Raw genomic sequence first — 23,283 nt, 5'->3', positions numbered from 1 at the left:
TGGCATGCGCCCGCACGGGGCACGCCCGCCCGGTGGTCGCACCAGCCGCACGGCCGGGCGATGCGGAAACCCCTGCCGGGCAGGCGCCGGCCAGGGGTTTCCGCCACGGCACGGCCGGTGCGCCGGGCACGGCGCGACAGGTACCGCGCCGGCGGGCCTGCCGTTCCTCGGGACGGGGCAGGCCCGGGGGCGCGGAGGCGCCCCTGGCGGGCGCTCAGTGCGAGGGGCCGTGGTCACGGCGCCGGGCAGCGGCGCGGGCCTTGGCGGCCGCCTCCTCCTCCCGGCCCTGCTGGGCCCGCCTGCGGCCTTCCTCGCGCAGCCGCTCGTTCTCCAGCACGATGCCGTCGGACTCCTCCATCCGGCCCCGGAGCTGCTTCAGCCGGGCCTTGGCCCTGCCAATGATCATGTTCTCTCCTCACCTTTCGTGTCCGTCCGGTCGGTGCGCCGCGTCCCGGGCGGGGCGCGCGGCGTGGCGGGGGCGGGGGTGCTCGTCATCCGGGCTCCGCTCCGAGGCGATCGCTGATCATCGTGAGCAGTTCCGCCGTGTCGACGGGCTTGGCCACCCAGTCGTCGGCGCCGGCCGCGAGCGCCTCGGCCCGGTCGCCGGGCATCGCCTTGGCCGTGACCACGATGACCGGCACCCCCGCGTTGCGGGGCAGTTCGCGGATCGCGGCGATGGCCGCGTAGCCGTCCATGCCCGCCATCATCACGTCCATGACGACCAGGCCGATGTCCTCGTCCCCGCGCAGGAGGGCGATGCCGTCCGCGCCGTTGTCGGCCGTCACGACCCGGATGCCGGCACCCCTGAGGACCTCGGTCAGCGCGAACACGTTGCGGCTGTCGTCGTCGACGACGAGCACGGCCCGGCCGTCCGGCGGCGGGGTGACGCCGGACGGCCGGACGGCCGGCTCCGGGGTCCCCCCGATGTCGGCGGTCGCGGCGTCGGAGGAACCGCCGCGGCCCCCGGCCGGCAGATAGAGGGTGAAGCGGCTGCCGCGTCCGGGGGTGCTGCGGACGTCGATGGCGCCACCGAGCAGTTTCGCGACCTCCCGGCTGATCGACAGGCCGAGGCCGGTGCCCCCGTAGTGGCGGGAGGTGGTTCCGTCGCCCTGCTGGAAGGCGTTGAACATGCTCTGCAGCCGGTCCTCGGGGATCCCGATGCCGGTGTCGCACACATGGAAGGCGACCACCGGGCCGGCGTCGCGCAGCGCGGCCGGCACCTCGGACCCGCCCGCGGTGGCGACGCGCAGTTCGACCCTGCCGTGGTCGGTGAACTTGAGGGCGTTGGACAGCAGGTTGCGCAGGACCTGCCGGAGCCGGGCCTCGTCGGTGAGGAGCGTCGCCGGTGTGCCGGGCTCGGCGATCACCGCGAAGGCGAGGTCGCGTTCGTCCGCGACCGGGCGGAACGTCGCCTCGACGTACTCCGTCAGCTGCGGCAGGGCGACCTCGTCGAAGTGGACGGGCATCTTGCCCGCCTCGACCTTGGACAGGTCGAGGATGTCGTTGATCAGCTGGAGCAGGTCCGATCCGGCGGAGTGGATGACCTCCGCGTAGTCGACCTGCTTGGCGGTGAGGTTGCCGTCGAGGTTCTGGGCCAGCAGCTGGGCGAGGATCAGCAGGCTGTTCAGCGGGGTGCGCAGTTCGTGGCTCATGTTGGCCAGGAACTCGGACTTGTACATCGAGGTCCGGGACAGCTGCTGGGCGCGGGCCTCCAGTTCCTGGCGGGCCTGCTCGATCTCCAGGTTCTTGCGCTCGATGTCGCGGTTGCGGTCGGCCAGCAGCGCCGCCTTCTCCTTCAGTTCGGCGTTGGACCGCTGCAGCTCCTCCTGCCGTGCCGTGAGTTGCTGGGAGCGGGTGCTGAGTTCGGCGGTGAGCCGCTGGGACCGGCCGAGCAGTTCGTCGGTGCGGCTGTTGGCGATGAGGGTGCCGACGTTGACGCCGACGCTGTCGACGAAACGGTGGAGGAAGTCGCGGTGGACTCCGGTGAACGGGCGCAGCGCGGCGAATTCGACGACGGCCAGGACCTGCCCCTCCAGGACCACGGGCAGCACCAGGAGGTGGGCGGCGTCGGCGCTGCCGGTGCCGCTGGCGACCGTGGCGTACCCGGCCGGCAGGTCGTCGACCTCGACGGGCCGCCGGCTGCGGGCTGCCTGGCCGACGAGCGACTGCCCGAGCCGGAAGACGCGGGGCGGCCCGCCGGGCGGTTCGGACGAGCCGTAGGACGCGACCTGGACGAGTTCGCGGCCGCCGGAGGCCTCCCGTGCGAGGAAGAAGTTCCCGTACTCCGCCCTGACCAGGGGCGGGACCTCGTCCATGATGCGTTCGGCGAGTGCGTCGACGTTGCGGGCGTCCTGCATCAGGGAGGACATCCGGGCCAGGTGGGTCTTGAGCCAGTCCTGTTCCTCGTTGGCGCGGATGGTCGCGCGCAGCGACTCGACCATCGCGTTGATGTTGTCCTTCAGTTCGCCGACCTCGCCCGGCGCCTCGACGGTGATGGACCGGGTGAGGTCGCCCTCGGCGACCGCGCCGGTGACCTGGGCGATGGCGCGCACCTGGCGGGTGAGGTTGCCGGCCAGTTCGTTGACGTTCTCGGTGAGGCGCTTCCAGGTGCCGGAGACGCCCTCGACCTCGGCCTGGCCGCCGAGCCGGCCCTCGCTGCCGACCTCGCGGGCGACGCGGGTGACCTCGGCGGCGAACGAGGAGAGCTGGTCGACCATCGTGTTGATGGTCGTCTTCAGCTCCAGGATCTCGCCGCGGGCGTCCACGTCGATCCTGCGGGTGAGGTCGCCGTTGGCGACGGCGGTGGTGACCTGGGCGATGTTGCGGACCTGGTTGGTCAGGTTGGTGGCCATCGAGTTGACGTTGTCGGTCAGGTCCTTCCAGGTCCCGGAGACGCCGCGCACGGTCGCCTGGCCGCCGAGGTTCCCGTCGGTGCCGACCTCGCGGGCCACCCGGCCGACCTCCTCCGCGAAGGAGGACAGCCGGTCGACCATCGTGTTGATGGTCTCCTTGAGTTCCAGGATCTCCCCGCGGGCGTCGACCCGGATCTTCTGCGTCAGGTCGCCGCGGGCGACCGCGGTCGCGACCTGCGCGATGGCGCGCACCTGGGACGTCAGGTTGTCCGCCATGGTGTTCACGCCCGAGGTCAGCTCGCTCCAGGCGCCGCTGACACGCGGCTCCCGGGCCTGACCGCCGAGCAGCCCCTGTCCGCCGACCTCGCGGGCCACCCGGGTGACCTCCGAGGTGACCAGCGAGAGCTGGTCGACCATGCCGTTGTAGATGCCCGCGATCTCGGAGAGCAGGGGCGAGGTGTCACCGGGGAGCCGGACCGACAGATCCCCGTCGCGGACCGCGACGAGGCCGGCCAGCAGCCGCCGCAGACCCTCCTCGCTCGGCGCGGCGGACTCCCGGCCCGTATCCGGGCCCGGTCCGGGGGCTGACACGTCCATCGGCGACCTCACCGGGTGGCGGCTCACCGCGCCCCGGCTGTCCGGCGCCGGGGCGCGGCCTTTCCGTCCTCCACTGTGGCACGACGTCCCGAGGACGCCACCCCGTGCCCGGGCGGGCGCGGGTGGCGGCCCCATCAGGGCACGTCCACCGCGAACCAGACCGATTTGCCGCGGCCGCGGCGCGCCCAGCCCCAGTCGGCGGCGAGCCGTTGCAGGAGGTACAGGCCGTGGCCGGAGGCCCGGGCGGCCCGGTGCGGGCCGTGCGGACGGGGGCGCTCGGGGCTGGCGTCGCTGACCTGGACCCAGAGGCGCCCGTGTCCTCTCACCAGCTCCAGTTCGTACGGAGCGCCACCGTGCCGGTACGCGTTGGTGACCACCTCGGAGACCAGCAGCAGTATGTCGCCCACGACCACGGGGCCGGCGAACCCGAACCAGTCGTGGAGCGCCCCGCGCGTCAGATCGCGGCATCGCCCGACGACACCCGGGCCCTGTTCGAGCACGAACCTCCTGGTCTCCCCGGTGGCACGCAGTTCGGATGCATGTCCCATACGCATCCGGTTCCCCCGATCCGGTCAGCAAAGCATGCACATCGGGAAGTAAGGTTGAACCGGGACAAATGACATGTCTCCCCACACATCGTGGACGATTCGGCCCCCGGCGAAGGGCACCAGATGTTCGAGACCGTGCAGACCCGCACAGGAGCCGCCTCCGGCCCCGGGGCGCGCGAGGACGCGCACCCCGCCGCGGTGCCGGTGGCGGGCGACCCCGCGGCGGTCAGCCCGGCCGACGCACGATCGCTGTCGGCCGCCTTGCTGGAGCGCCTGGCGGAGCTGGAGGAGGGGACCCCCGAGTACGCCTACGTACGCAACACTCTGGTCGAGCTGAACCTCAGCCTGGTCAGGTTCGCCGCACTGCGGTTCGGCAACCGCGCGGAGCCGATGGAGGACATCGTCCAGGTCGGCACCGTGGGCCTGATCAAGGCGATCAACCGCTTCGACGTCTCGCGCGGGGTGGAGTTCGCCTCGTTCGCCCTGCCGACCATCGTCGGTGAGATCAAGCGCTACTTCCGCGACTCCAGCTGGTCGGTTCGGGTGCCGCGCCGGCTGCAGGAGCTGCGGATAGAGCTGGCCAAGGCGATGGACGTGCTGGAGCAGGAACTGGGCCACCGGCCGACCACCCCCGAGCTCTCCGACTACCTGCACGTCAGCGAGGCGGAGGTGATCGAGGGCGAGCTGGCGTCGAACGGCTACAGCGCGCAGTCGCTGGACACCGCCGCCGGTGACGAGGAGGAGACCGGCAACGGGGTGGCGCGGCGGCTGGGCGCGGAGGACCCGGCGTACGACCTGGTGGAGAACCTGACCGCGCTGCGGCCGCTGATCGCCTCCCTCGACGAGCGGGACAGGCTGATCCTCTCCCTGCGCTTCTGCGAGGAACTGACGCAGTCGGAGATCGGCGAGCGGCTCGGAGTGTCGCAGATGCATGTCTCGCGGCTGCTGCACCGCATCCTCGCCACCCTGCGCGAGGCCCTCACGGACGAGGCCGTCTGACCGTCCCCGGCGCGCCCGGCCCCCGCTCCGGGGCCGGGCGCGCGGTCGCGCGCGAAGAGCGGATCAGGCGGGCGGGACCGGCACCTCGGCCCAGACCACCTTGCCCGTCCCCCGCGGTTCGGAACCCCAGCGCCGGGCGAGGCGCTCCAGGATGATCAGGCCGTGGCCGCCGGGCTGTGCCAGGTCCCCCGGCGCGCGGCGCCGCGGGGGTGCCGGATCGGCGTCCGCGACCTCGATGCGCAGCCGCCGGCCGTCCTGGTGGAGCGCCAGTTCCTGCGGTCCGCCCGCGTGCAGGCAGGCATTGGTGACGATCTCCGAGACGAGCAGCAGCACGTCCTCGACGAGTTCGCCGGGCGGATCGCTCCCGGGCTCCTGCCCGTCGGCCCGCGGCCACCCCCAGTCGCGGAGTGCCTCGTGGGTGAAGTCGCGGCAGCGGCCGACCACACCTCTGGTGCCGAACAGCGCCAGCCTCCTGGTCTGTCCGCGGTGACCGTCCGGCCCGGTACGCATCACGGCGCCCGTCACGCGGGCCGCTCGCGCGCCAGCGCCTCGTCGAGGCCGGCGTGGACGCGGAAGACGGTGTGGGCCCCCGTGATCTCGAACATCCGGGCCACCGGCGGGCGGAGGCCGGCCAGTTCGATGCTGCCGCCCGTGTCGTGGGCGGCCAGCCGGGCGTGGAGCAGCACGTTGAGTCCCGTGGAGTCGCAGAAGGTCAGGCCGCTGAGGTCGACGAGCACCCGTCCCGCCCCGGTGCCGGTGTGCCGGGCGAGGGCCTCGCGCAGCGGCTCGGCCGTGTCGTGGTCGAGTTCGCCGGCCAGCGACAGGACGACCACTCCCCCTCGGCTGCCCTCGCGTACGGCGAAACGCCCGTCGCCCGACGCCTCCTCCGGGGGCTCCCCGGTGCCCGACGCATTCATGGGCTCCGCCTCCTCGACCTCTGTACCGGCGCCGGCGGACCGGCCTGCCTCACCTGCCGTCGACCGGCGCCGCGGGACGCGCCACCGGTGAGCGGGCGACCCACCCGCGTCGCGACGGGTACCCACGGACCGCCCGCCGTACACCCGGTGCCCCGGCGGTCTCCCCGCACACGTCCCGGCGGAAGAACACGTTCCGCGACGTTTCCGTACGAAAGACCCGGGCAGCCGCGTCATGTGCTCCGCGCGAGCACGCCCCGCGGAGCGGGGACCGCGGCCGACAGACCGGCCCGGGCCGCGTCCGCGGCGCGTTCCTTCGAGGCCTCACCCCCTGCGAGGAAGTCCGCACATCATGCGCAAGCACTCACACCGCAAGCACAGCCACTCCGACGCACCCGACACCTCGGCCGCCTTCAGGAGAATGGCGGAGCTCGACGACGGGCCGGAACGGCAGGAGCTGCGCCAGGACATCGTCGCCGCCTGGCTGCCGATGGCCGACCGGATCGCCGCCCGGTTCCGCAACCGCGGCGAGTCCCTGGAGGATCTGCGGCAGGTCGCCGCGCTCGGCCTGGTGAAGGCCGTCGACCGTTACGATCCGGAACGCGGGGCGTTCGAGAGCTTCGCGGTGCCCACCGTCGTCGGGGAGGTCAAGAGGCACTTCCGCGACCACATGTGGGCGCTGCACGTCCCGCGCCGCGTGCAGGACCTGCGCAACCGCGTCCGCACCGCACGCCGCGACCTCGTCTCCACCACCTCCGGCCGCTCCCCCACGGTCGCCGAGGTCGCCGAACGCGCCGGGCTCAGCGAGGAGGACACGCTCGTCGGACTGGACGCCCTGGAGAGCTTCACGGCCCTGTCGCTCGACACGGAGCTCCCGGGCGCCGACGACGGGTACAGCCTCGGCGACACCCTGGGCTCGGCCGACCCGGCCATCGACGTCCTCGTCGACCGGGAAGCGGTCAAGCCCGGGCTGCGGCGACTGCCGGAGCGCGAGCAGAACATCCTCTACATGCGTTTCTTCCGCGACATGACGCAGAGCAGCATCGCGCAGACCCTCGGGATCTCCCAGATGCACGTGTCGCGTCTCATCAGCCGCTGCTGCGACCAGTTGCGGGACGAGGTGATGCGGGACGCCGCCTGAGCGGCGTCCCGCATCACCGCGGGTCAGGCGTCCGGACCGCCGGACGCCGCGGAGCCCTCCCGCGCCGTGGTGGCGGACAGCGGTGTCGCGATGTCCTCCAGGGACTTCCGCTCCGCGGCCACCGCGAAGAACACGGCCACCAGCCCGGCGAGCACCATGAGGGCGGCGCCGATGCAGAAGGCGAGCGCGGCGTCGCCGACGACTCCGCTCTCGGTGAGGCCGGCGAAGAGCAGCGGGCCGGAGATGCCGCCGGCCGCGGTGCCGATCGCGTAGAAGAACGCGATGGCCATGGCACGCGTCTCCATGGGGAAGATCTCGCTGACCGTCAGGTACGCCGAACTCGCCCCCGCCGAAGCGAAGAAGAGCACCACGCACCAGCAGGCGGTCATCGTGGTGGCGTTCAGGTGGCCCTCGTTGAAGAGCCAGGCGGTGACGAAGAGGAGCAGCCCGGACAGGATGTAGGTGCCGGCGATCATCGGCCGGCGGCCCCAGGTGTCGAAGAGCCGGCCGAGCAGCAGCGGTCCGAGGAAGTTGCCGAAGGCGATCACGGCGAAGAAGTAGCCGGTGTTCCCGCTGGGCACGTCGAAGAACTTCACCAGGATCGACCCGAAGCCGAAGGTGATGGCGTTGTACAGGAACGCCTGCCCGATGAAGAGCGAGAAGCCGAGCACGGCCCGTTTGGGGTACCGGTGGAACAGCGTACGGGCGATCTCGACGAAGCCGATGCTGCGGCGCTGCTCGATGGTGATCGCCTGCGCCGGTTCGGGCAGCGGGCGGCCCTTCTCCGCCTCGATCTCCCGCTCCACGCCTGCCACCAGCTCCTCCGCGCCCTCGGAGCGGCCGTGGATGAACATCCACCGCGGGCTCTCCGGCACATGGCGGCGCACGAGCAGGATGACGAGGCCGAGGACGACGCCGAGGGCGAACGTGAGCCGCCAGCCGATGTCCGCGGGGAAGATGTCGGTGTTCAGCGCGACCACGGACAGCAGCGCGCCGCCGACCGCGCCCAGCCAGTAGCTGCCGTTGATGATGAGGTCGACGCGGCCGCGGTACTTGCTGGGGATCAGCTCGTCGATCGCCGAGTTGATGGCCGCGTACTCGCCGCCGATGCCGAACCCGGTGAGGAAGCGGAAGAGGAAGAACCACCACACGGAGAAGGAGATCGCCGTCAGCGCCGTCGCCGCGAGATAGACGGCGAGGGTGATGAGGAACAGCTTCTTGCGGCCGAAGCGGTCGGTGAGCCAGCCGAAGAACAGGGCCCCCGAGCAGGCGCCGGCCACGTACAGCGCCGCGGCCGTGCCCGTGACCTGCGCGTCGCTGATCGGCAGTCCGCTGTCCGGCTCGGACAGCCGGCTGGCGATGTTGCCGACGATGGTCACTTCGAGGCCGTCGAGGATCCAGACCGTGCCGAGGCCCACCACGATCATCCAGTGCCAGCGTGACCACGGCAGCCGGTCCAGCCGTGCGGGCACCTTGGTGGTGACGGTGCCCAGCGACGCGTCGGGGGCGCGACTCATCGGTGACTCCTGTCGGTCCGGGGACGCGCTGACACGTCCCTGTCAGATGGGTTCCTCCTGCCGCGTGCCCGCTCCCCGATCGCGAACACGCGCGGCCGCCGTTCGCGCTGTTCCCGGGTGTGCCGGTCGAGTTCCTCCATCAGGCGGTGGGAGCGGTGGTCGAGGTCCAGTTCGTCGAGGATCCGGTCGATCTCGGTGAGCAGCGCGCCGTGCAGCTGCCACTGCCGCGGCAGCCGCTGCACCCCCTCCAGCAGCAGATCGGCCGCGGTGTCGCGGCTCGCGCGGGCCGCGGCGAGTTCGCCGGTGAGCCGTTCCTCGGCCGCGTCGGCGCTCTCGCTCGTCCGGGTCGTGACGAGCACCGCGAAGCTGACCAGGGTGTCCGCGACGTGGCCGAGCAGTTCCTGGAGGGCGACCCCGACCTCGTGCGGGAACAGCTCCTCGTCCCTGCGTTCCTTGGCGAGGTCGGTGATGGTGCGGGCGATCACCCGCAGGACGACCGCGCAGATCTCCAGGGTGTCGAGGCCGGTGCGCAGCACGATGCGGTGCAGCAGGCCCTCCTTGACCCTCGGGTTGAGCCGGAGGCTGTCCTCGGCCTGCCGCAGCGCGGCGTCGACGTCGGCGACGTCGTTGTCGAGCCGGCGGGCCTCGTGGAGCCGTGCGGCGGCGCGCTCGACGGGTGTCTCGCGGGTCAGTTCCTCACCGATGCCGAGCAGCAGCCGGCGCATCCGGCGGGCGAGGTCCTCGATGGAGTCGCCGGCGGTGTCCACCCAGACGGGTGGCACGAACAGGACGTTGAAAAGCAGGCCGACGACGGCGCCGATCAGCGTCTCCAGCACGCGGTCCCAGGCCGTGTCGGCGACCTGGGTGACGCCGAGGACCAGCATGGCGCTGATGGCCACCTCGGGCACGAACTCGTCGACGCGCACGAACCGTCCGACCACGAGCGAGGCCAGGATGATGAGTCCGAGACTCCACCAGCTCAGTCCGACGAGGACGCTGAAACCGATGGCGATGAGCACGCCGACCACGACCGAGTTCACCCGGCGGACGCCCGTGGTGAGCGTCGAGTAGAGGGTCACCTGCACGACGAGCAGTGCGGTCAGCGGCGCGGTGAGCGGAGCGGGCTCGCTGCTCAGCTGGAGCGCGACGACATAGGCGATCGTCGCGGCGGCGGTGGAGCGGAGCGTCTGGGCGACGACCGGGTCCCTGCGCTTGGCCAGGAGCGCGCGGACCCGTGTGCGGAGCGCGGTGCGGGCGTCGGGCACCTTCCTCCTTCCTCGTGGCGGACAGGCCGGTCCGTTCGCGGCACGGCCGGCGGCCCGGGGCGGCGGGATGCCGCCCCGGGCCGCCGGTCAGCAGCCGCCGGACGCCGCGCGTCTGGCCGCCACGGGCTGCGGGGCGGACCGGATATGGCGGTGCACGTAGCGTTCGGCGGCGAGCACGGCCTCCCGGGCCGTGCGCTCGCACATCAGCACACAGAGCGTGTAGGCGGTGTCCTCGAACCTCCGCCGCGCTCGTTCGTCGTGAGGAGCGTCGAGCAGGCGGTGCTCCTGGGCCCGGTAGCGGGCAATCAGCCTGGCGACGACGCTCGTGTCGGGCATCAGCATCGTGTGTCTCCCGGTTTCTGCGAACCCCCGGCACACGGCGGAACGATGTCCGTCCGGTGCCTCATTGTGATCCGTGGCGGCGTCGTCCGCCACGCAGGCTGTCACCGTCCGTCACCACACCGGGGCACGTCCCCGGAGAGGTGCCGGACGGGTGAACTCCGGTCAGGGGCTGGCGGAGTGGGGGGACGAGCCCGGCAGGGTGTCGTTGCCGGAGCTCACGGTGAAGATGGCGCCGTCGGGGTCGCGCAGGCTCGCCTCGCGGCCGCGCGGCGTGGAGCGCTCGCCGAGCAGGGTGGCGCCGAGCCGGCGTGCGGTGCGGGCGGTCTCCTCGACGTCCTCGACGGCGAAGTGGACGTGCCAGCGCGGGTGGAGGAGGGGGTTGTCCGAGGTGGGGTCGGCGCCCGAGGTGAGACGGGCGAGCACCCGGCCGTCGCGGTGCAGCTGGACCGCGTCCTCCACGTAGGTCACCTCGCAGCAGCCGGCGCGGTCCACGGCCCAGTCCAGGATCTCGCCGTAGAAGATCGCGGACTCGAAGGCGTCCCTGGCGAGCAGCCGGATCCAGGCGGGGGCGCTGTCGCGCCAGGCGGGCCAGTCGCGTACCAGCTCGCCCTCCCAGACCCCGAAGACGGCGCCGTCCCGGTCGGCGGCGAGCAGGCCGCGGCCGGTGGAGAGCGAGATGGGGCCGACGGCGACGGTGCCACTGCGCTCCCGGATGCGCCCGGCCGTCCGGTCGGCGTCCTCGACGGCGAAGTACGGCGTCCAGGCCACGGCGACGGTCAGCCGCGGCGCGAGGGCGCCGATGCCGGCGACGGGCACGCCGTCGGCCAGGGCGACGCTGAAGTCCTCGCCGAGGCGGCCCTTGCGGAACTCCCACCCGAGCACGGCGCCGTAGAAGTCCTGTGCGGCCCCGAGGTCGCGCGCCATGAGGCTCACCCAGCACGGTGCGCCGTGCATGGAGGCACTGGGGGCGGCCGTCATCGACCGGGTCGTCTTGTCGTTCATCACCAGTGTCCGGCTTTCGGGGACTCGGGGGATCACTGCGCGGCGCCGCTCGCCGGGCTGCGGGACGCCGTACATCAGCATGCGGACTCCTCCGTACGGCCGCGAACAGGCTAGCCGCTCGTCACGTTAGGTGACCCTGCGGCTCGCTCAGGTCACCGTTTCGGCGGCGGGGCGCCCGGTTCCGCCGGAGCCCCGTCCGCTGCCCCGGGTACCCGGTACGGGGCCGGTCAACCCAGGTCGCGGCGCCGGACGCCGTATGGGCGGTGATGGCGGGGGTAGGCGGATCCCATGACGACACCCAAGCTCCCCGTTCTCGTCCTCGACGCCGCCGAGCCGCTCGAACTGGCCGAGTTCTACGCCGGGTTGCTCGACGGCGAAGCCCGCCCCGGGGCCGACCCCGATCTGGTGGAGGTCCACACCGCGGACGGTGTCCGCCTCGCGGTGCGCCGCGACCACGGCCACGCGCCGCCGAGCTGGCCGCGGCCGGAGGACTCGCTCCAGTCCCATCTGTGCATCTTCGTGGCCGAGAGTGACATGGACGCGGCGGAGCGCGAGGCCGTGAGCCTCGGGGCGATGCCCGTGGACAGCGGCGGCCCGGGCCCCCGCGGGGCCCGGCTCTTCGCCGACCCGGCGGGGCACTCGTTCTCGCTGGAGCCGTCGGGGCGGCGCTGAGCCGCCACGGCCCGGGCCGCCGCCGGGCCGGCCCGGGCCGCTCAGCGGGCGGCGAGGGCGCCCACCACGCGGCGGGCCGTGTCGGCGCTGGACTGCGGGTTCTGGCCGGTGATCAGGTTGCCGTCCTCGACGACGGTGCTCGACCAGGCGGGGCCGGTCGTCACCACGGCGCCCAGTTCGCGCAGCCGTGACTCGACGAGCCAGGGCGAGCGGTCGCCCAGACCGCCCTGCGCCTCCTCCTCGTCGCTGAAGGCGGTGACCTCGCGCCCGGCGAAGGCGAACGAGCCGTCGTCGGCGACCGCGCTCACCAGCGCCGCCACGCCGTGGCAGAGGGCGGCCACCACCGCGCCCCGGCGGTCCGCCGCGATCAGCAGCCGGCCGAGCGCGGGGCTTACGGCCAGGTCGGTCATCGGGGCGTGCCCGCCCGGCACGTACAGCGCGTCGTAGTCGTCGGCGGAGACCGCGCCGAGGTCGAGCGGGGCGGCGAGGTCGGCGTCGATGCCGTCGAGGTACGCGCGGAAGCGGCGGGCGCCGTCCTCGTCGACGCCGCCGCGGCCGTCCAGGCTGATGGGGTCCGGCACGGGACGCGTCCCGCCCGGAGTGGCGACCGCCACCTCGTGACCGGCCGCGCGCAGCACCTCGTGCGACGCGGCGACCTCCTCGGCCCAGAAGCCCGTGGGGTGGTCGGAGCCGTCCGCCAGCTTCAGGGTGCCGGCAGCGGAGACGATCATGAGGATCTTCGACATGGGGGTCCTTCGCGTGGGTCGGAACGGGGCCCGGATCCCGGGGAGCGAGGCGCCCCGGGCGGGCAGCACCCAGCTTTCACCCGGTGGGCCCCGCGGGCATCATGGAGGTCATCAGCCTTCTTATGGACGGGGTGTTGCGTGCCCGGGCTCGACCTGCTGTCCACCTTCCTGGAGATCTACCGCTGCGGCTCGCTGTCGGCGGCCGCGGAGCGGCTGGGTCTGACGCAGCCGGCGGTCAGCGGGCAGCTCGCCCGGCTGGAGGAGGAACTCGGCGAGACCCTCTTCGTGCGCTCCCGGCGGGGCGCGGCGCCGACCGCCCGGGCGGCCGATCTGGCGGCGCGCATCGGGACCCGTATCGACGAGCTGCGTGCCGCGATGCGCCCGTCGAGCGGTCTCGCCGCGCACGTCGGGACGGTGCGGGTGGCGGGCCCCGGCGAGCTGATGACCCTGCGGGTGCTGCCCACGCTCGCCCCGCTGACGGCCCGGGGGCTGCGCCTGCAGGTGACGCTGGGGCTCGCCGCCCCCCTGCTGGAGGGGCTCGCGGCCGGTGACACGGACCTGGTCGTCTCCGCGGTGCGGCCGGTGCGGCAGGACCTGGCGGCGACCCCGTTGATCGACGAGGAGTTCGTACTGGTGGGGCCGCCGGCGCTGGCCCGGAGCGTCGATCCGGTGCGGCTGGCGGACGACCCGGTGGGGGCCCTGGCGCATCTGCCGCTCGTCGTCTACGCGGACGACCTGCCGATCGTGCGGCGGTACTGGCTGAGCGAATTCGGCAGCAGGCCGCCCAACGGCATCGCCGTGACCGTCCCCGATCTGCGGGGCGTGCTCGCCGCGGTGGTCGCGGGGGCGGGGGTGAGCGCGCTCCCCCGCTACCTGGCCGAGCAGGCACTCACGGCGGGTTCGGTGGAACTGCTGCACGAACCGGCCGCGCCGCCGCTGAACACGCTGTACCTCGCGGTGCGGGGGGGCGCGCTGGCCCATCCGCCGCTCGCGCTGGTCCACGGCCACCTGCGCACCCGGGCCCGTCTGTGGGGGCCGCTGTGACCCGTGACGTGACCCGTGAGGTGTCCCGGGCCGGCCGGCGGCGCTCGCGAAATGGGTACCGTCCCCGATACCGCCCCGGCGCGCGAGGGGCGATGGTGGATGGGGGACCCGGTCACCCGTTCCGCCGGAGGGAGAAGCCATGCGCAGCAGTGGCGTCGGGCACATCACCGTACGCAGCAGCGGCCTGCGCCGTCGTGACGTGGTCGCGTGGGCCGTACTGGCCTGCGGCATCGTCGGGGCCGTGGCCGGCATGGTGCTGCCGAACGGCCTGCTCCTCGCCGCGGGCCTGGTGCTGGCCGGGAGCGTGAGCCTGTCGGTGCCGCCGACGACCCGCCGCCGGATCCGCCGGTGAGCGCGGGCGGCCTCGGCCCGCGGTGCCCCCCGCCACGGGGGCGGGGCGGGAGGCGGTGCGGGGATCAGTCGCGGGCGTCGACCGTGGCCTCGACCCGCTCCGGTGCCCCGGCGGGCGCCGGGCCGCCGTCGCCGCGCAGTGCCGTCAGCCGCAGCGCGACCGGCTCCGTGAAGCGGGCCGTGAGCGGGCCGACGACGACCAGGATGAGGACGTACGCCGTGGCCAGCGGGCCCATCATGGGCTCGATGCCCGCGGAGACCGCGAGTCCCGCGATGACGATCGAGAACTCTCCGCGGGCGACCAGGGTGCCGCCGGCGCGCCAGCGGCCCTTCGGGCCCACCCCCGCGCGTGCGGCCGCCCAGTACCCGGTGGCGATCTTCGTGAGGGCGGTGACGATCGCCAGCGCCAGGGCGGGCAGCAGCACCGGCGGGATGCTGGACGGATCGGTGTGCAGCCCGAAGAAGACGAAGAACACGGCGGCGAACAGGTCCCGCAGCGGGCTGAGCAGCGTGTGCGCGCCCTCGGCGACCTCGCCGGAGAGCGCGATGCCGACGAGGAACGCACCGACGGCCGCCGACACCTGGAGCTGCTGGGCGATGCCCGCCACCAGCAGGGTCAGGCCGAGGACGACGAGCAGCAGCTTCTCGGGGTCGTCACTGCTGACGAACCGCGAGATGACACGGCCGTACCGGACGGCGACGAAGAGGACCAGGCCGGCGACGCCCAGCGCGATCGCGAGCGTGACGCTCCCGGCCGCGAGGCTCACACCGGCCAGCAGGGCCGTGATGATCGGCAGGTAGACGGCCATGGCGAGGTCCTCGAGGACCAGCACGCTGAGGATGACGGGCGTCTCGCGGTTGCCGAGACGGCCGAGGTCGCCGAGGACCTTGGCGATGACACCGGACGAGGAGATCCAGGTGACACCGGCGAGGACGACGGCGGCGACCGGCCCCCAGCCCATCAGGAACGCGGCGATCGCCCCGGGCACGGCGTTGAGCGTGAAGTCGACGAGTCCGGCCGGGTACTGGGTCCTCAGGTTGGAGACCAGGTCGCTTGCGGTGTACTCGAGTCCGAGCATCAGCAGCAGCAGGATGACGCCGATCTCCGCGCCGATCGCCACGAACTCCTCGCTCGCCCCGAGCGGCAGCAGGCCGCCCTCGCCGAACGCGAGACCGGCGAGCAGGTACAGCGGGATGGGCGAGAAGCGCAGCCGTCCGGCGAACCGTCCCAGCAGCCCGAGGCCGAGGATGATCGCGCCGAACTCGATCAGAAAGACAGCAGAATGCACCGCTCACTCCCGCCCGAGTATCGCCGCGGCGCCGTCCACGCCCTCGCGGGTGCCGACGACGATCAGGGTGTCGCCGCCGGCCAGGCGGTAGTCCGGGCCCGGGGAGGGCACGGCGTCGGCCCGTCGGAGCACGGCGACGACCGAGGCGCCGGTCTCGGTGCGCAGACGCAGGTCGCCCATGACGCGGCCGTTCCACACGGAGTGGGCGGACAGCTCGATGCGCTCGGCGACGAGACCGAGGTCGGTCGTGTGCAGCACGCTGGGACTGTGGTGGTCGGGCAGCAGGGCGTCGATGAGCGAGGCCGCCTCGGCGCTCGTCAGGTGGAGCGACTGCGCGCAGGCGTCGGGATCGTCCGGCCGGTAGACGTTGACCGACCTCGTCCCGTCGCGATGGGCGATCACCGAGAGGTGGCGGTGTTCGCGGGTGGTGAGGTCGTACTGGACACCGATGCCCGGCAGGGGCGTGGTGCTCATCCGTGGAGCGGGCACGGCCCGTCCTCCTTGTCCGTTCAATGCGTGCAACGACTGCTCGCGCGGTGGCCGCCCCCTGGAGGGGGCGGCCACCGCACACGCCGCGCCATCGTTTCATCCCCGTACCGTGGCGCGATATGGGTGTCAGCACGGATGGACAGGGGCCGCGTCCGGCCGGAAGGCTGGGCGTGGACACGAGTGAGCCGCAGGCCACGGGCCTGCGGCTGTGGCGCGGGCGCACGACGGCGACGATGGGACCGAAGCCCTTCGAGGAAGGCGGGACCATGTCGCTGTTCTGGCGGATCTTCCTGCTGAACGCCGCGGTGCTGATCGCGGCCGTGCTGCTGCTGCTCGGCCCGGTGACGGTGTCCACTCCCGTGCTGCTGGCCGAGGCGCTGGTGATCGGCGTCGGCCTGGTGGTGATGCTGGTCGCCAACGCGGTGCTGCTGCGGATCGGTCTCGCCCCGCTCGCCCGGCTCACCCGGGCGATGACCTCGGCCGACCTGCTGCGCCCCGGCAGCCGTGCGGCGGTCGCCGGGCCGGGTGAGGTGGCCGAGCTGATCACCACGTTCAACACGATGCTGGAGCGGCTGGAGGCCGAGCGGGCGACGAGCAGCGCCCTGGCGCTGTCCGCCCAGGAGGCGGAGCGGCAGCGGATCGCGCAGGAGCTGCACGACGAGGTGGGGCAGACGCTGACCGCGGTGCTGCTGCATCTGAAGCGGACGGCCGATCAGGTGCCCGAACCGCTGCGGGAGGACCTGCGCCAGGTGCAGGAGACGACCCGCGGCGGGCTCGACGAGATCCGCCGGATCGCCCGGCGGCTGCGCCCGGGGGTGCTGGAGGAGCTCGGGCTGCACAGCGCGCTGCGCGCGCTGGCGGCCGAGTTCACCGCCCCGGGGCTGACGGTGCGCCACCACATCGCCCCCGGGCTGCCCGAGCTGGACGACAAACGGGAGCTGGTGGTGTACCGGGTGGCGCAGGAGAGTCTGACGAACACGGCCCGGCATGCCGGTGCGCGTGCCGTGGAGCTGCGTCTGGAGCCCGGCCCCGGTGGCGCCGTGGACCTCGTGATCCGCGACGACGGCGGCGGGCTCGGCGGCGCGCCGGAGGGCTCCGGCATCCAGGGGATGCGCGAGCGTGCCCTGCTCATCGACGCCGGGCTGACGCTCGGCCCGTCGGCGGACGGCGGAACGGAGGTGCGTTTGCGCGTGCCGGCCACGGAAGGAAGCACCGTATGACGACCCAGGCGCCCGGACGGGCGGCCCGCATCCTGCTCGCCGACGACCACGCGCTGGTGCGGCGCGGGGTGCGGCTCATCCTCGACGGCGAGCCGGACCTCACGGTGGTCGCCGAGGCGGGCGACGGCGCCGAGGCCGTCGCCCTCGCGAGGACCGAGGAGATCGACCTTGCGGTGCTCGACATCGCGATGCCCCGGCTGACGGGTCTCCAGGCCGCCCGCGAGCTGTCGCGGCTCCGGCCCGAGCTGCGGATCCTCATCCTCACGATGTACGACAACGAGCAGTACTTCTTCGAGGCGCTGAAGTCCGGGGCGAGCGGCTACGTCCTGAAGTCGGTCGCCGACCGGGACCTCGTCGAGGCGTGCCGTGCCGCCATGCGCGACGAGCCGTTCATCTACCCGGGCGCCGTCACCACACTGATCCGGCGCTATCTGGACCGGGCGCGGGAGGGCGACCCGCTGCCGGAGCGGGCGATCACCGAGCGCGAGGAGGAGATCCTCAAGCTGGTCGCGGAGGGGCACACCTCCAAGGAGATCGGCGACCTGCTGGTGATCAGCGCGAAGACCGTGGAGCGGCACCGGGCCAACCTGCTGCAGAAGCTGGGGCTCAAGGACCGGCTGGAACTGACGCGCTACGCGATCCGGGTCGGCCTCATCGAACCGTGAGCGGGAACCGTGAGCCCTCCCCCGCATTGGTCCGGACCTGTGTATTGCCGGGCCGGGTGACCGCCGTCAAGCTGCCCGTATGGAACTGGAGTTGCGGCACCTGAAGACGATCCGGGCCATCGCCGACGCCGGCAGCCTCACCAAGGCCGCGACGGCGCTCGGACTCGCCCAGCCGGCGCTCAGCGCCCAGCTGCGCCGGATCGAACGCTCCCTCGGCGGGACGCTGTTCGAACGCGGCCGCTGCGGGGTGCGGACCACCGCGCTCGGCGAACTCGTCCTCGACCGGGCCCGCGTGGTGCTGCCCGCGGTGCACGACCTCCAGGAGGAGGCGGTCCGCTTCGCGCGGGGGTGGGACGGCGGCCGCCGGGGCTTCCGGCTCGGGGGCACCCACGGGCCGCTGCTCGGCGGGCTCATCGACCGGCTCGCCGAGGCCGAGCCGGACGCGAGCGTGGCCACCCACACCTCCTGGTCCGAGCGGGAGATCGCCGCGCAGGCCGTCGAGGGGCGCCTGGACTACGCGCTGATCGGCACCTGCGGCGAGAGCGCGCCGCCCCAGGCGGGCCGGCTGGCGTGGACCGAGGTGGCCCGCGACCCGGTGTTCGTGATGCTGCCCACCGGGCATCCGCTCGCCGGGCGCGAGGAGATCGCCCTCGCCGAACTGGCGGGCCAGGACTGGGCGGACGTCCCGGGCGACGGCTGCTTCGGCGACTGCTTCGCCGCGGCGTGCGTACGGGCCGGCTTCACCCCCGCCCGTGTCTACGAGACCGACACCGCGTCCTGTGTGCACCTGGTGCAGGTGGGCCGGGCGGTCGGCCTGTGCCGGGCCACCTTCCCCACCACCCCCGGGCTCGTGACCCGCGCGCTCGCCGGGACGCCGCTGGTCTGGCGCCACCTCCTCGGCTGGCATCCCGCGTCGGCCGCCGCGACCGGGGCTCCCGCGGTCATCGCCCATGTGCGGGCGGCCCACCGCGAGGCCGCCGGACGCAGCACGAGTTACTCCCGGTGGCTGGCGGCGGGCGGCACCGCGCCCCGCCATAACGCGATGCAGGGGGCCGGCTGACATCTGCTCGGCGGGGGCCCGCGGTCCCTACGGTTTCGGCACACCTCACCCGAGACCGAGGGGACTCCCCATGTTCCACAGACATGCCAGGGCAGCGTGCGCGGGCGCCGTGGCCGTCGGCGCGCTCGTCCTGGCCTCGCTGCAGGGCACCGCGTCCGCCGTGCCGTCCACGGCGGACCCGGCCGTCCGCACCGCCGCGCGGACACTGGGCACGGACGCGGTCCGGCCCGAGCTGCTGAACGCCATGCAGCGCGATCTGGGACTGACCCGCCCGCAGGCCGAACGGCGCCTGGTGAACGAGGCCGAGGCGGGCGCCGCCGCGGCCCTCCTCCGGCAGCGCCTGGGCGCCTCGTTCGCCGGGGCGTGGGTGTCGGGCGCGGAGTCGGGCACGCTGACGGTGGCGACGACGTCGCCCGCCGGCACGGCGGCGATCCGGTCGGCGGGCGCCGAGGCGCGGCCCGCCGCCCACTCGCTCGCCGCACTGGACCGCGCCAAGGCCGCCCTCGACCGGGCGGCGGTGCGCGGCGGTTCGGCCGGGGTGCCCGTCTGGTACGTGGACGTGCGCAGCAACAGCGTGGTGGTGGCGGCGCGGGACACGGCGGCGGCCGAGTCGCTGATCGCCAGGAGCGGTGCGGACCGGGCGCCGATCCGGGTGACCCGCACCGCCGAGGCGCCGCGTCCGCTCCACGACATCCGGGGCGGCGACGCGTACTACATGGGCGGCGGCGGCCGGTGCTCGGTCGGCTTCGCGGTCACCCGCGGCACCCAGCACGGCTTCGCCACGGCCGGTCACTGCGGCCGCGCGGGCACCGCCACCAGCGGCTGGAACCAGGTGGCCCAGGGCACCTTCCAGGCGTCCACCTTCCCCGGCCGGGACACCGCGTGGGTGCTGGCGAACGCCAACTGGACGTCGACGCCCTACGTCAAGGGTGCGGGCGGCCAGAACGTGCAGGTCACCGGCTCGGTGCAGCAGCCGGTCGGGGCGTCGGTGTGCCGGTCCGGCTCGACCACCGGCTGGCACTGCGGCACCATCCAGCAGCACAACACCAGCGTCACCTACCCGGAGGGCACGATCACCGGTGTGACCCGCACCTCGGTGTGCGCCGAGCCCGGCGACTCGGGCGGCTCGTACATCTCGGGCAGCCAGGCGCAGGGCGTCACCTCGGGCGGCTCCGGCGACTGCCGCACCGGCGGGACCACCTACCACCAGCCGGTCAACCCGCTGCTCCAGGGATACGGCCTGACCCTGCGGACGACCACGGGCGGGGAGGAGCCGCCGCCGGGCGGCGAGCCCGGCGGCACCTGGGCCGCGGGCACGGTCTACACCGCGGGTGACCGGGTCTCCTACGGCGGCGCCGACTACGTCTGCCTCCAGGGCCACCAGGCCCAGGCGGGCTGGGAGCCGTCGAACGTCCCCGCGCTGTGGCGGCGCGCGTGACGGCCTGACCGGGGGGCGCGTGCCGCGGGGGGCCGCGGCACGCGTGGTCAGGCGCCGGCCCCCGGGATCGTGGGCCCGGGGGCCGGCCGGCCGTCCGACGGCAGGAAGTGGAAGCCGGGCCGGGGGTGCATCAGGAAGTCGTGGTGCGAGATGTTCCACGCGTACGCGCCGGACAGCCCGAAGAGGACCCGGTCACCGGCCCGCAGGCCGGGGGCCGGGACCCGGCGCGCCAGGACGTCCTTGGGCGTGCACAGCTGCCCGGTGAGGGTGACCCGGCCGGTCCGGGCTCCGGGGCGGGGCCACGGGGACGTCCAGGTGTCCACGGGCAGCACCGTGCAGGGCTGGTCGTGTCCCTTGGTGGCGGGGGTGCGCAGATGGTGGGTGCCGCCGCGGACCACGGCGAAGTCCTCGCCGCGGCTGTGCTTCACGTCCAGCACCTCGGTGGCGTACCAGCCGCAGTACGCGGTCAGGGCGCGGCCCGGTTCGACGCGCAGCCGCAGTCCGGGGCGGGAGGCGAGGAGCAGGCCGAGTCCCCGCCCGTACCCGGTCCAGTCGAAGCGGGCGGCCGGACGGGCGTAGTCCACGGTCATGCCGCCGCCGATGTTCACCTCGTGCAGCGGCGCCCGGTGACGGGCGGTCAGCTCCTCGGCCCAGCTCACCACGGAGGCGGCGACGGACAGCAGGGCGGGCGCGTCCAGTCCGCTGGCCAGGTGGGCGTGGACGCCCCGCAGCGCGAGCCGGGGCGAGCCGTTCACCAGGCGCACCGCCTCGTCGGCGTCGGCCGGGTCGATGCCGAACGGGCTCGGCGTCCCTCCCATGGCGAGCGCGCTGCCGCGCGACGCCTCCGGGTCGAGGGGCAGGTTGAACCGCAGCAGGACACCGACGGGGAGGCCGGTCCGGGTGCCGGCGGCCAGCAGGTCGAGGACGCGCAGCTCGTGCAGGCTCTCGGCGTGGAAGCGGTGGACCCCGGCACCGAGGGCGGCGCGGATCTCGTCCGGCGTCTTGCCCGGTCCGCCGAACGCCAGGGGCCGGCCCGGCACGGCGGCCGCGACATGGGCGAGTTCGCCGCCGGAGGCGACCTCGAAGCCGTCGCAGTACGGCGACAGGGCGGCCAGCAGCGGGGGCTCCGGGTTGGCCTTCGCCGCGTAGTACAGCTCGACGCCCGCCGGCAGGGCCGCGCGGACGGCGGCGGCGTGCTCGCGGAGGGCGTCCAGGTCGTAGAGGTAGGCGGGCAGGCCGGCGGGACCGAGTGCGAGGGCCAGGTCCCGGACTGCGGTCGTGGGGGCGGTCATCGGGTCTCCGTGCCGGTGCGCGCCCCGGGCGTCGTGCGCGGCGGGGCGAGGGGCGAGTCGATCAGGACGTAGCCGGCGTCGCGGTCCGCGTCGCGCCGCCAGCGCGTCAGCAGGTTGGCCTTGGCGGGCAGCGGCGCCCCGGCGAGCAGTGCCGTGAGCTCGGGGCGGGCCGGGCCGTGCTCGTCGGCGTACCGGGCCAGCACCCCCCGGACCTCCTGCCACAGGGCGTGTTCCAGGTGCGGGTGGCGGTCGGCGAGCGCGGCGAGGAGTTCGGCGGCGTGGTTGACCAGCAGGCAGTAGACGACCCGGTGCCAGCCGCGGGCGGGGTCGTAGGTGAGCGGGCCCGCGACCTGCGGCGGCAGCGCGGCGAGGGCCCGCGCATGCGGTCCGGGCAGCAGCTTGGCGCCCTCCAGGTCCCGCAGCAGGATCTGGACCGGCAGGCCGTCGGGGTCGACGCAGACCACCACGTTCTGCAGATGGGGTTCGAGGACGAGGCCGTGGTCGAAGTAGGCGGCGAGCACGGGCGGCACCAGCAGCTCCAGATACCGGCGCCACCAGTCGAGGGCGGCTCCGGGGCCGCGCCCGGCGAGCAGGTGGCCGACGCGGCCGGGCCCGTTGGGGTACTCGTCGGCGACGGCGGCCGCGAGCAGCGCGGTGGTGCCCTCGCGCTGATGGCGGCCGAGGCCGTCGCGGACGATGACGCCGAGACCTTCGAGCAGCTCGCGGTCGGGGGCGGACCCGGGGCCCGGCAGGGCGAGACTGCGGTAGGCCGGTTCGCGCAGGACGGCCGTGCCGGGGAAGCGGGCGGCGAGGGCCTCGAAGACGGGCCGCAGCAGCCGGGTGAGCGCGACCGCGCCGCTGAGCTCGTAATGGGCGTTCTTGCGGACGCAGTTGGTGATGCGGACGTCCAGACTGAACTTGAGGAAGGTCTCCCCGTCGTACAGCGTGCGCACGGAGGCCGTCGGCACGAAGGGCACGCTCCCGGTCCCCAGGTCGAGGACGTCGCCCCGGGCCAGCGCCGCGCGCAGCGCGGGCCGTTCGCGCAGGAGGTCGTACTGCCACGGATGGGCGGGGAGCAGCCGGTAGCCGGGCGGTGCGTCGCCGAGCCGGTCGAGCGGGGACGCGGCCCCGGGCTCCGCGCACTCCTCGGCCGTGAGCCCGGCGCGGACGGCGAGCAGCCGCAGCCCGAACGCGGCGCCCGCCTCCGGGGCGTAGGCGGCCCAGCGGGACGGTTCGCCGCCGTGGGCCTTGGGGGTGGGGTGGAAGCGGTGGCCGAGGAGCAGCGACTGCTCGGAGGCGAGGTAGGCGGCGAGCGCGCCGCTGCCGTGGACCCTGCGGGGAGCGGCGAGGGCGGTCCTGACGGCGCGGTGGCCGGCCGTCAGCTGCGCGAGGAACTCGTCGTTGGCGACCCCGCTGCGCAGGGTGAGTTCGGCGTGGACGTGTTCGGCCAGCCGCTGCCAGGACAGGGGTGTCCAGCCGCCGTCGCGCCGCTCGGCGACGGGTCCGGTGAAGCGGTGGGCCCCGGTCGGCGAGGCGCGGCGCAGGGCGACACCGAGGGTCGTGCCGCGGCGCGGCAGGCGCAGCGTCAGACGGCCGTCGGCGAGCGAGGTCTGCCCCTCGGGGCCCGAGATCTCGCGCACCAGGCAGTTGAGCAGGGTGTGGGCGACGGCGTCGTCGGCGGACGGGACCGCGGGCGGCGGGTTCCCGGCGTCCTCGCCGTGCCGTACCCGTGCGTCGTCAAACCGCGCGAGGGCGTGGCGGGCGAGGACGTCGTCCGCGCCGACGACCGGGCCGCCCTCCTCGGGCACTGCGAACGCATCAGGGACCGCCGGCCCGGCGC

Annotated in this window: 23 protein-coding genes; 9 read left to right on the top strand and 14 right to left on the bottom strand. The window is 74.1% G+C overall.

The features are described 5' to 3' along the window. Nucleotides 1-214: 214 nt before the first annotated feature. The 3 genes from EAO77_RS33760 to EAO77_RS40670 form a co-directional block, all read right to left on the bottom strand. Nucleotides 215-406: a hypothetical protein gene (locus EAO77_RS33760; protein ID WP_147992144.1), complete on the bottom strand. Its 192-nt coding sequence runs from the start codon at nucleotides 404-406 to the stop codon at nucleotides 215-217. 85 nt (nucleotides 407-491) lie between these two features. Continuing rightward, a complete protein-coding gene (locus tag EAO77_RS33755; protein ID WP_261994270.1) occupies nucleotides 492-3,449 on the bottom strand; it encodes a HAMP domain-containing protein in 2,958 nt (985 codons plus the stop codon). 134 nt (nucleotides 3,450-3,583) lie between these two features. Beyond that, nucleotides 3,584-3,997: an ATP-binding protein gene (locus tag EAO77_RS40670; protein WP_261994269.1), complete on the bottom strand. Its 414-nt coding sequence runs from the start codon at nucleotides 3,995-3,997 to the stop codon at nucleotides 3,584-3,586. 123 nt (nucleotides 3,998-4,120) lie between these two features. Here EAO77_RS40670 and EAO77_RS33750 point away from each other — a divergent pair, with 123 nt between their 5' ends. Beyond that, nucleotides 4,121-4,996, top strand: a complete 876-nt coding sequence (locus EAO77_RS33750) for an RNA polymerase sigma factor SigF (protein WP_147992220.1) — start codon at nucleotides 4,121-4,123, stop codon at nucleotides 4,994-4,996. Between the two features lie 63 nt (nucleotides 4,997-5,059). Here EAO77_RS33750 and EAO77_RS33745 read toward each other — a convergent pair whose 3' ends face one another. Together EAO77_RS33745 and EAO77_RS33740 are read right to left on the bottom strand one after the other, a co-directional pair. Next, nucleotides 5,060-5,506, bottom strand: coding sequence for an ATP-binding protein (locus EAO77_RS33745; protein ID WP_147992142.1), 447 nt, complete (start codon nucleotides 5,504-5,506; stop codon nucleotides 5,060-5,062). Between the two features lie 11 nt (nucleotides 5,507-5,517). After that, nucleotides 5,518-5,913 (bottom strand): STAS domain-containing protein, encoded by a 396-nt coding sequence (locus EAO77_RS33740; protein ID WP_147992141.1) that lies wholly within the window; start codon nucleotides 5,911-5,913, stop codon nucleotides 5,518-5,520. Nucleotides 5,914-6,262: 349 nt separating this feature from the next. On the opposite strand from EAO77_RS33740, the gene EAO77_RS33735 reads away from it, so the two are divergent. Next, on the top strand, nucleotides 6,263-7,051 hold the full coding sequence (locus EAO77_RS33735; protein WP_147992140.1) for a SigB/SigF/SigG family RNA polymerase sigma factor: 789 nt from the start codon (nucleotides 6,263-6,265) through the stop codon (nucleotides 7,049-7,051). A 23-nt stretch (nucleotides 7,052-7,074) separates the two neighbouring features. Here EAO77_RS33735 and EAO77_RS33730 read toward each other — a convergent pair whose 3' ends face one another. From EAO77_RS33730 to EAO77_RS33715, 4 genes are all read right to left on the bottom strand, one after another. After that, entirely contained in the window at nucleotides 7,075-8,568 is a 1,494-nt protein-coding gene (locus EAO77_RS33730; protein WP_147992139.1) for an MFS transporter, read from the bottom strand. Next, nucleotides 8,565-9,833 (bottom strand): FUSC family protein, encoded by a 1,269-nt coding sequence (locus EAO77_RS33725; protein ID WP_147992138.1) that lies wholly within the window; start codon nucleotides 9,831-9,833, stop codon nucleotides 8,565-8,567. Before EAO77_RS33725 ends, EAO77_RS33730 begins: the two co-directional genes overlap by 4 nt. An 87-nt stretch (nucleotides 9,834-9,920) precedes the next feature. Then, nucleotides 9,921-10,169 (bottom strand): DUF5133 domain-containing protein, encoded by a 249-nt coding sequence (locus EAO77_RS33720; RefSeq protein ID WP_410088750.1) that lies wholly within the window; start codon nucleotides 10,167-10,169, stop codon nucleotides 9,921-9,923. A gap of 168 nt (nucleotides 10,170-10,337) precedes the next feature. After that, the gene (locus EAO77_RS33715; RefSeq protein ID WP_147992219.1) at nucleotides 10,338-11,177 is read right to left on the bottom strand and encodes a VOC family protein; all 840 of its coding nucleotides are present in this window, start codon (nucleotides 11,175-11,177) and stop codon (nucleotides 10,338-10,340) included. A gap of 288 nt (nucleotides 11,178-11,465) precedes the next feature. Here EAO77_RS33715 and EAO77_RS33710 point away from each other — a divergent pair, with 288 nt between their 5' ends. Continuing rightward, complete coding sequence (locus EAO77_RS33710; protein WP_147992136.1) at nucleotides 11,466-11,849, top strand: VOC family protein; 384 nt, start codon at nucleotides 11,466-11,468, stop codon at nucleotides 11,847-11,849. A 41-nt stretch (nucleotides 11,850-11,890) separates the two neighbouring features. On the opposite strand, the gene EAO77_RS33705 is transcribed toward EAO77_RS33710, so the two are convergent. Next, on the bottom strand, nucleotides 11,891-12,595 hold the full coding sequence (locus tag EAO77_RS33705) for a type 1 glutamine amidotransferase domain-containing protein (RefSeq protein WP_147992135.1): 705 nt from the start codon (nucleotides 12,593-12,595) through the stop codon (nucleotides 11,891-11,893). Nucleotides 12,596-12,733: 138 nt separating this feature from the next. On the opposite strand from EAO77_RS33705, the gene EAO77_RS33700 reads away from it, so the two are divergent. Both EAO77_RS33700 and EAO77_RS33695 read left to right on the top strand, forming a co-directional pair. Continuing rightward, nucleotides 12,734-13,639 carry a LysR family transcriptional regulator gene (locus EAO77_RS33700; protein WP_147992134.1) on the top strand — a complete coding sequence of 302 codons (906 nt, stop codon included), beginning with the start codon at nucleotides 12,734-12,736 and terminating at the stop codon, nucleotides 13,637-13,639. A gap of 139 nt (nucleotides 13,640-13,778) precedes the next feature. Then, entirely contained in the window at nucleotides 13,779-13,991 is a 213-nt protein-coding gene (locus EAO77_RS33695; RefSeq protein WP_147992133.1) for a hypothetical protein, read from the top strand. 64 nt (nucleotides 13,992-14,055) lie between these two features. Here the strand turns inward: EAO77_RS33695 and EAO77_RS33690 are convergent, their stop codons facing one another. Next, entirely contained in the window at nucleotides 14,056-15,279 is a 1,224-nt protein-coding gene (locus tag EAO77_RS33690) for a cation:proton antiporter (protein ID WP_261994267.1), read from the bottom strand. A gap of 3 nt (nucleotides 15,280-15,282) precedes the next feature. After that, nucleotides 15,283-15,753: a cation:proton antiporter regulatory subunit gene (locus tag EAO77_RS33685; RefSeq protein WP_147992132.1), complete on the bottom strand. Its 471-nt coding sequence runs from the start codon at nucleotides 15,751-15,753 to the stop codon at nucleotides 15,283-15,285. 281 nt (nucleotides 15,754-16,034) lie between these two features. Between EAO77_RS33685 and EAO77_RS33680 the strand changes: the two genes are divergently transcribed. From EAO77_RS33680 to EAO77_RS33665, 4 genes are all read left to right on the top strand, one after another. Next, nucleotides 16,035-16,988 carry a HAMP domain-containing sensor histidine kinase gene (locus EAO77_RS33680; RefSeq protein WP_147992218.1) on the top strand — a complete coding sequence of 318 codons (954 nt, stop codon included), beginning with the start codon at nucleotides 16,035-16,037 and terminating at the stop codon, nucleotides 16,986-16,988. Continuing rightward, nucleotides 16,985-17,653 carry a response regulator gene (locus EAO77_RS33675; protein WP_147992131.1) on the top strand — a complete coding sequence of 223 codons (669 nt, stop codon included), beginning with the start codon at nucleotides 16,985-16,987 and terminating at the stop codon, nucleotides 17,651-17,653. The genes EAO77_RS33680 and EAO77_RS33675 overlap by 4 nt, the downstream gene beginning before the upstream one ends. 79 nt (nucleotides 17,654-17,732) lie before the next feature. Further along, a complete protein-coding gene (locus tag EAO77_RS33670; RefSeq protein ID WP_147992130.1) occupies nucleotides 17,733-18,713 on the top strand; it encodes a LysR family transcriptional regulator in 981 nt (326 codons plus the stop codon). A 70-nt stretch (nucleotides 18,714-18,783) separates the two neighbouring features. After that, nucleotides 18,784-20,151, top strand: a complete 1,368-nt coding sequence (locus EAO77_RS33665; RefSeq protein ID WP_147992129.1) for a carbohydrate-binding protein — start codon at nucleotides 18,784-18,786, stop codon at nucleotides 20,149-20,151. Nucleotides 20,152-20,198: 47 nt separating this feature from the next. Here the strand turns inward: EAO77_RS33665 and EAO77_RS33660 are convergent, their stop codons facing one another. After that, nucleotides 20,199-21,443 (bottom strand): type III PLP-dependent enzyme, encoded by a 1,245-nt coding sequence (locus tag EAO77_RS33660; RefSeq protein WP_147992128.1) that lies wholly within the window; start codon nucleotides 21,441-21,443, stop codon nucleotides 20,199-20,201. After that, nucleotides 21,440-23,251, bottom strand: coding sequence for an IucA/IucC family protein (locus EAO77_RS33655; RefSeq protein WP_147992127.1), 1,812 nt, complete (start codon nucleotides 23,249-23,251; stop codon nucleotides 21,440-21,442). Before EAO77_RS33655 ends, EAO77_RS33660 begins: the two co-directional genes overlap by 4 nt. Nucleotides 23,252-23,283 lie beyond the last annotated feature (32 nt).

The organism is Streptomyces sp. T39, from assembly GCF_008042045.1.
Classification (GTDB): Bacteria; Actinomycetota; Actinomycetes; order Streptomycetales; family Streptomycetaceae; genus Streptomyces.
This window is presented reverse-complemented; position numbering and strand designations above follow the sequence as displayed.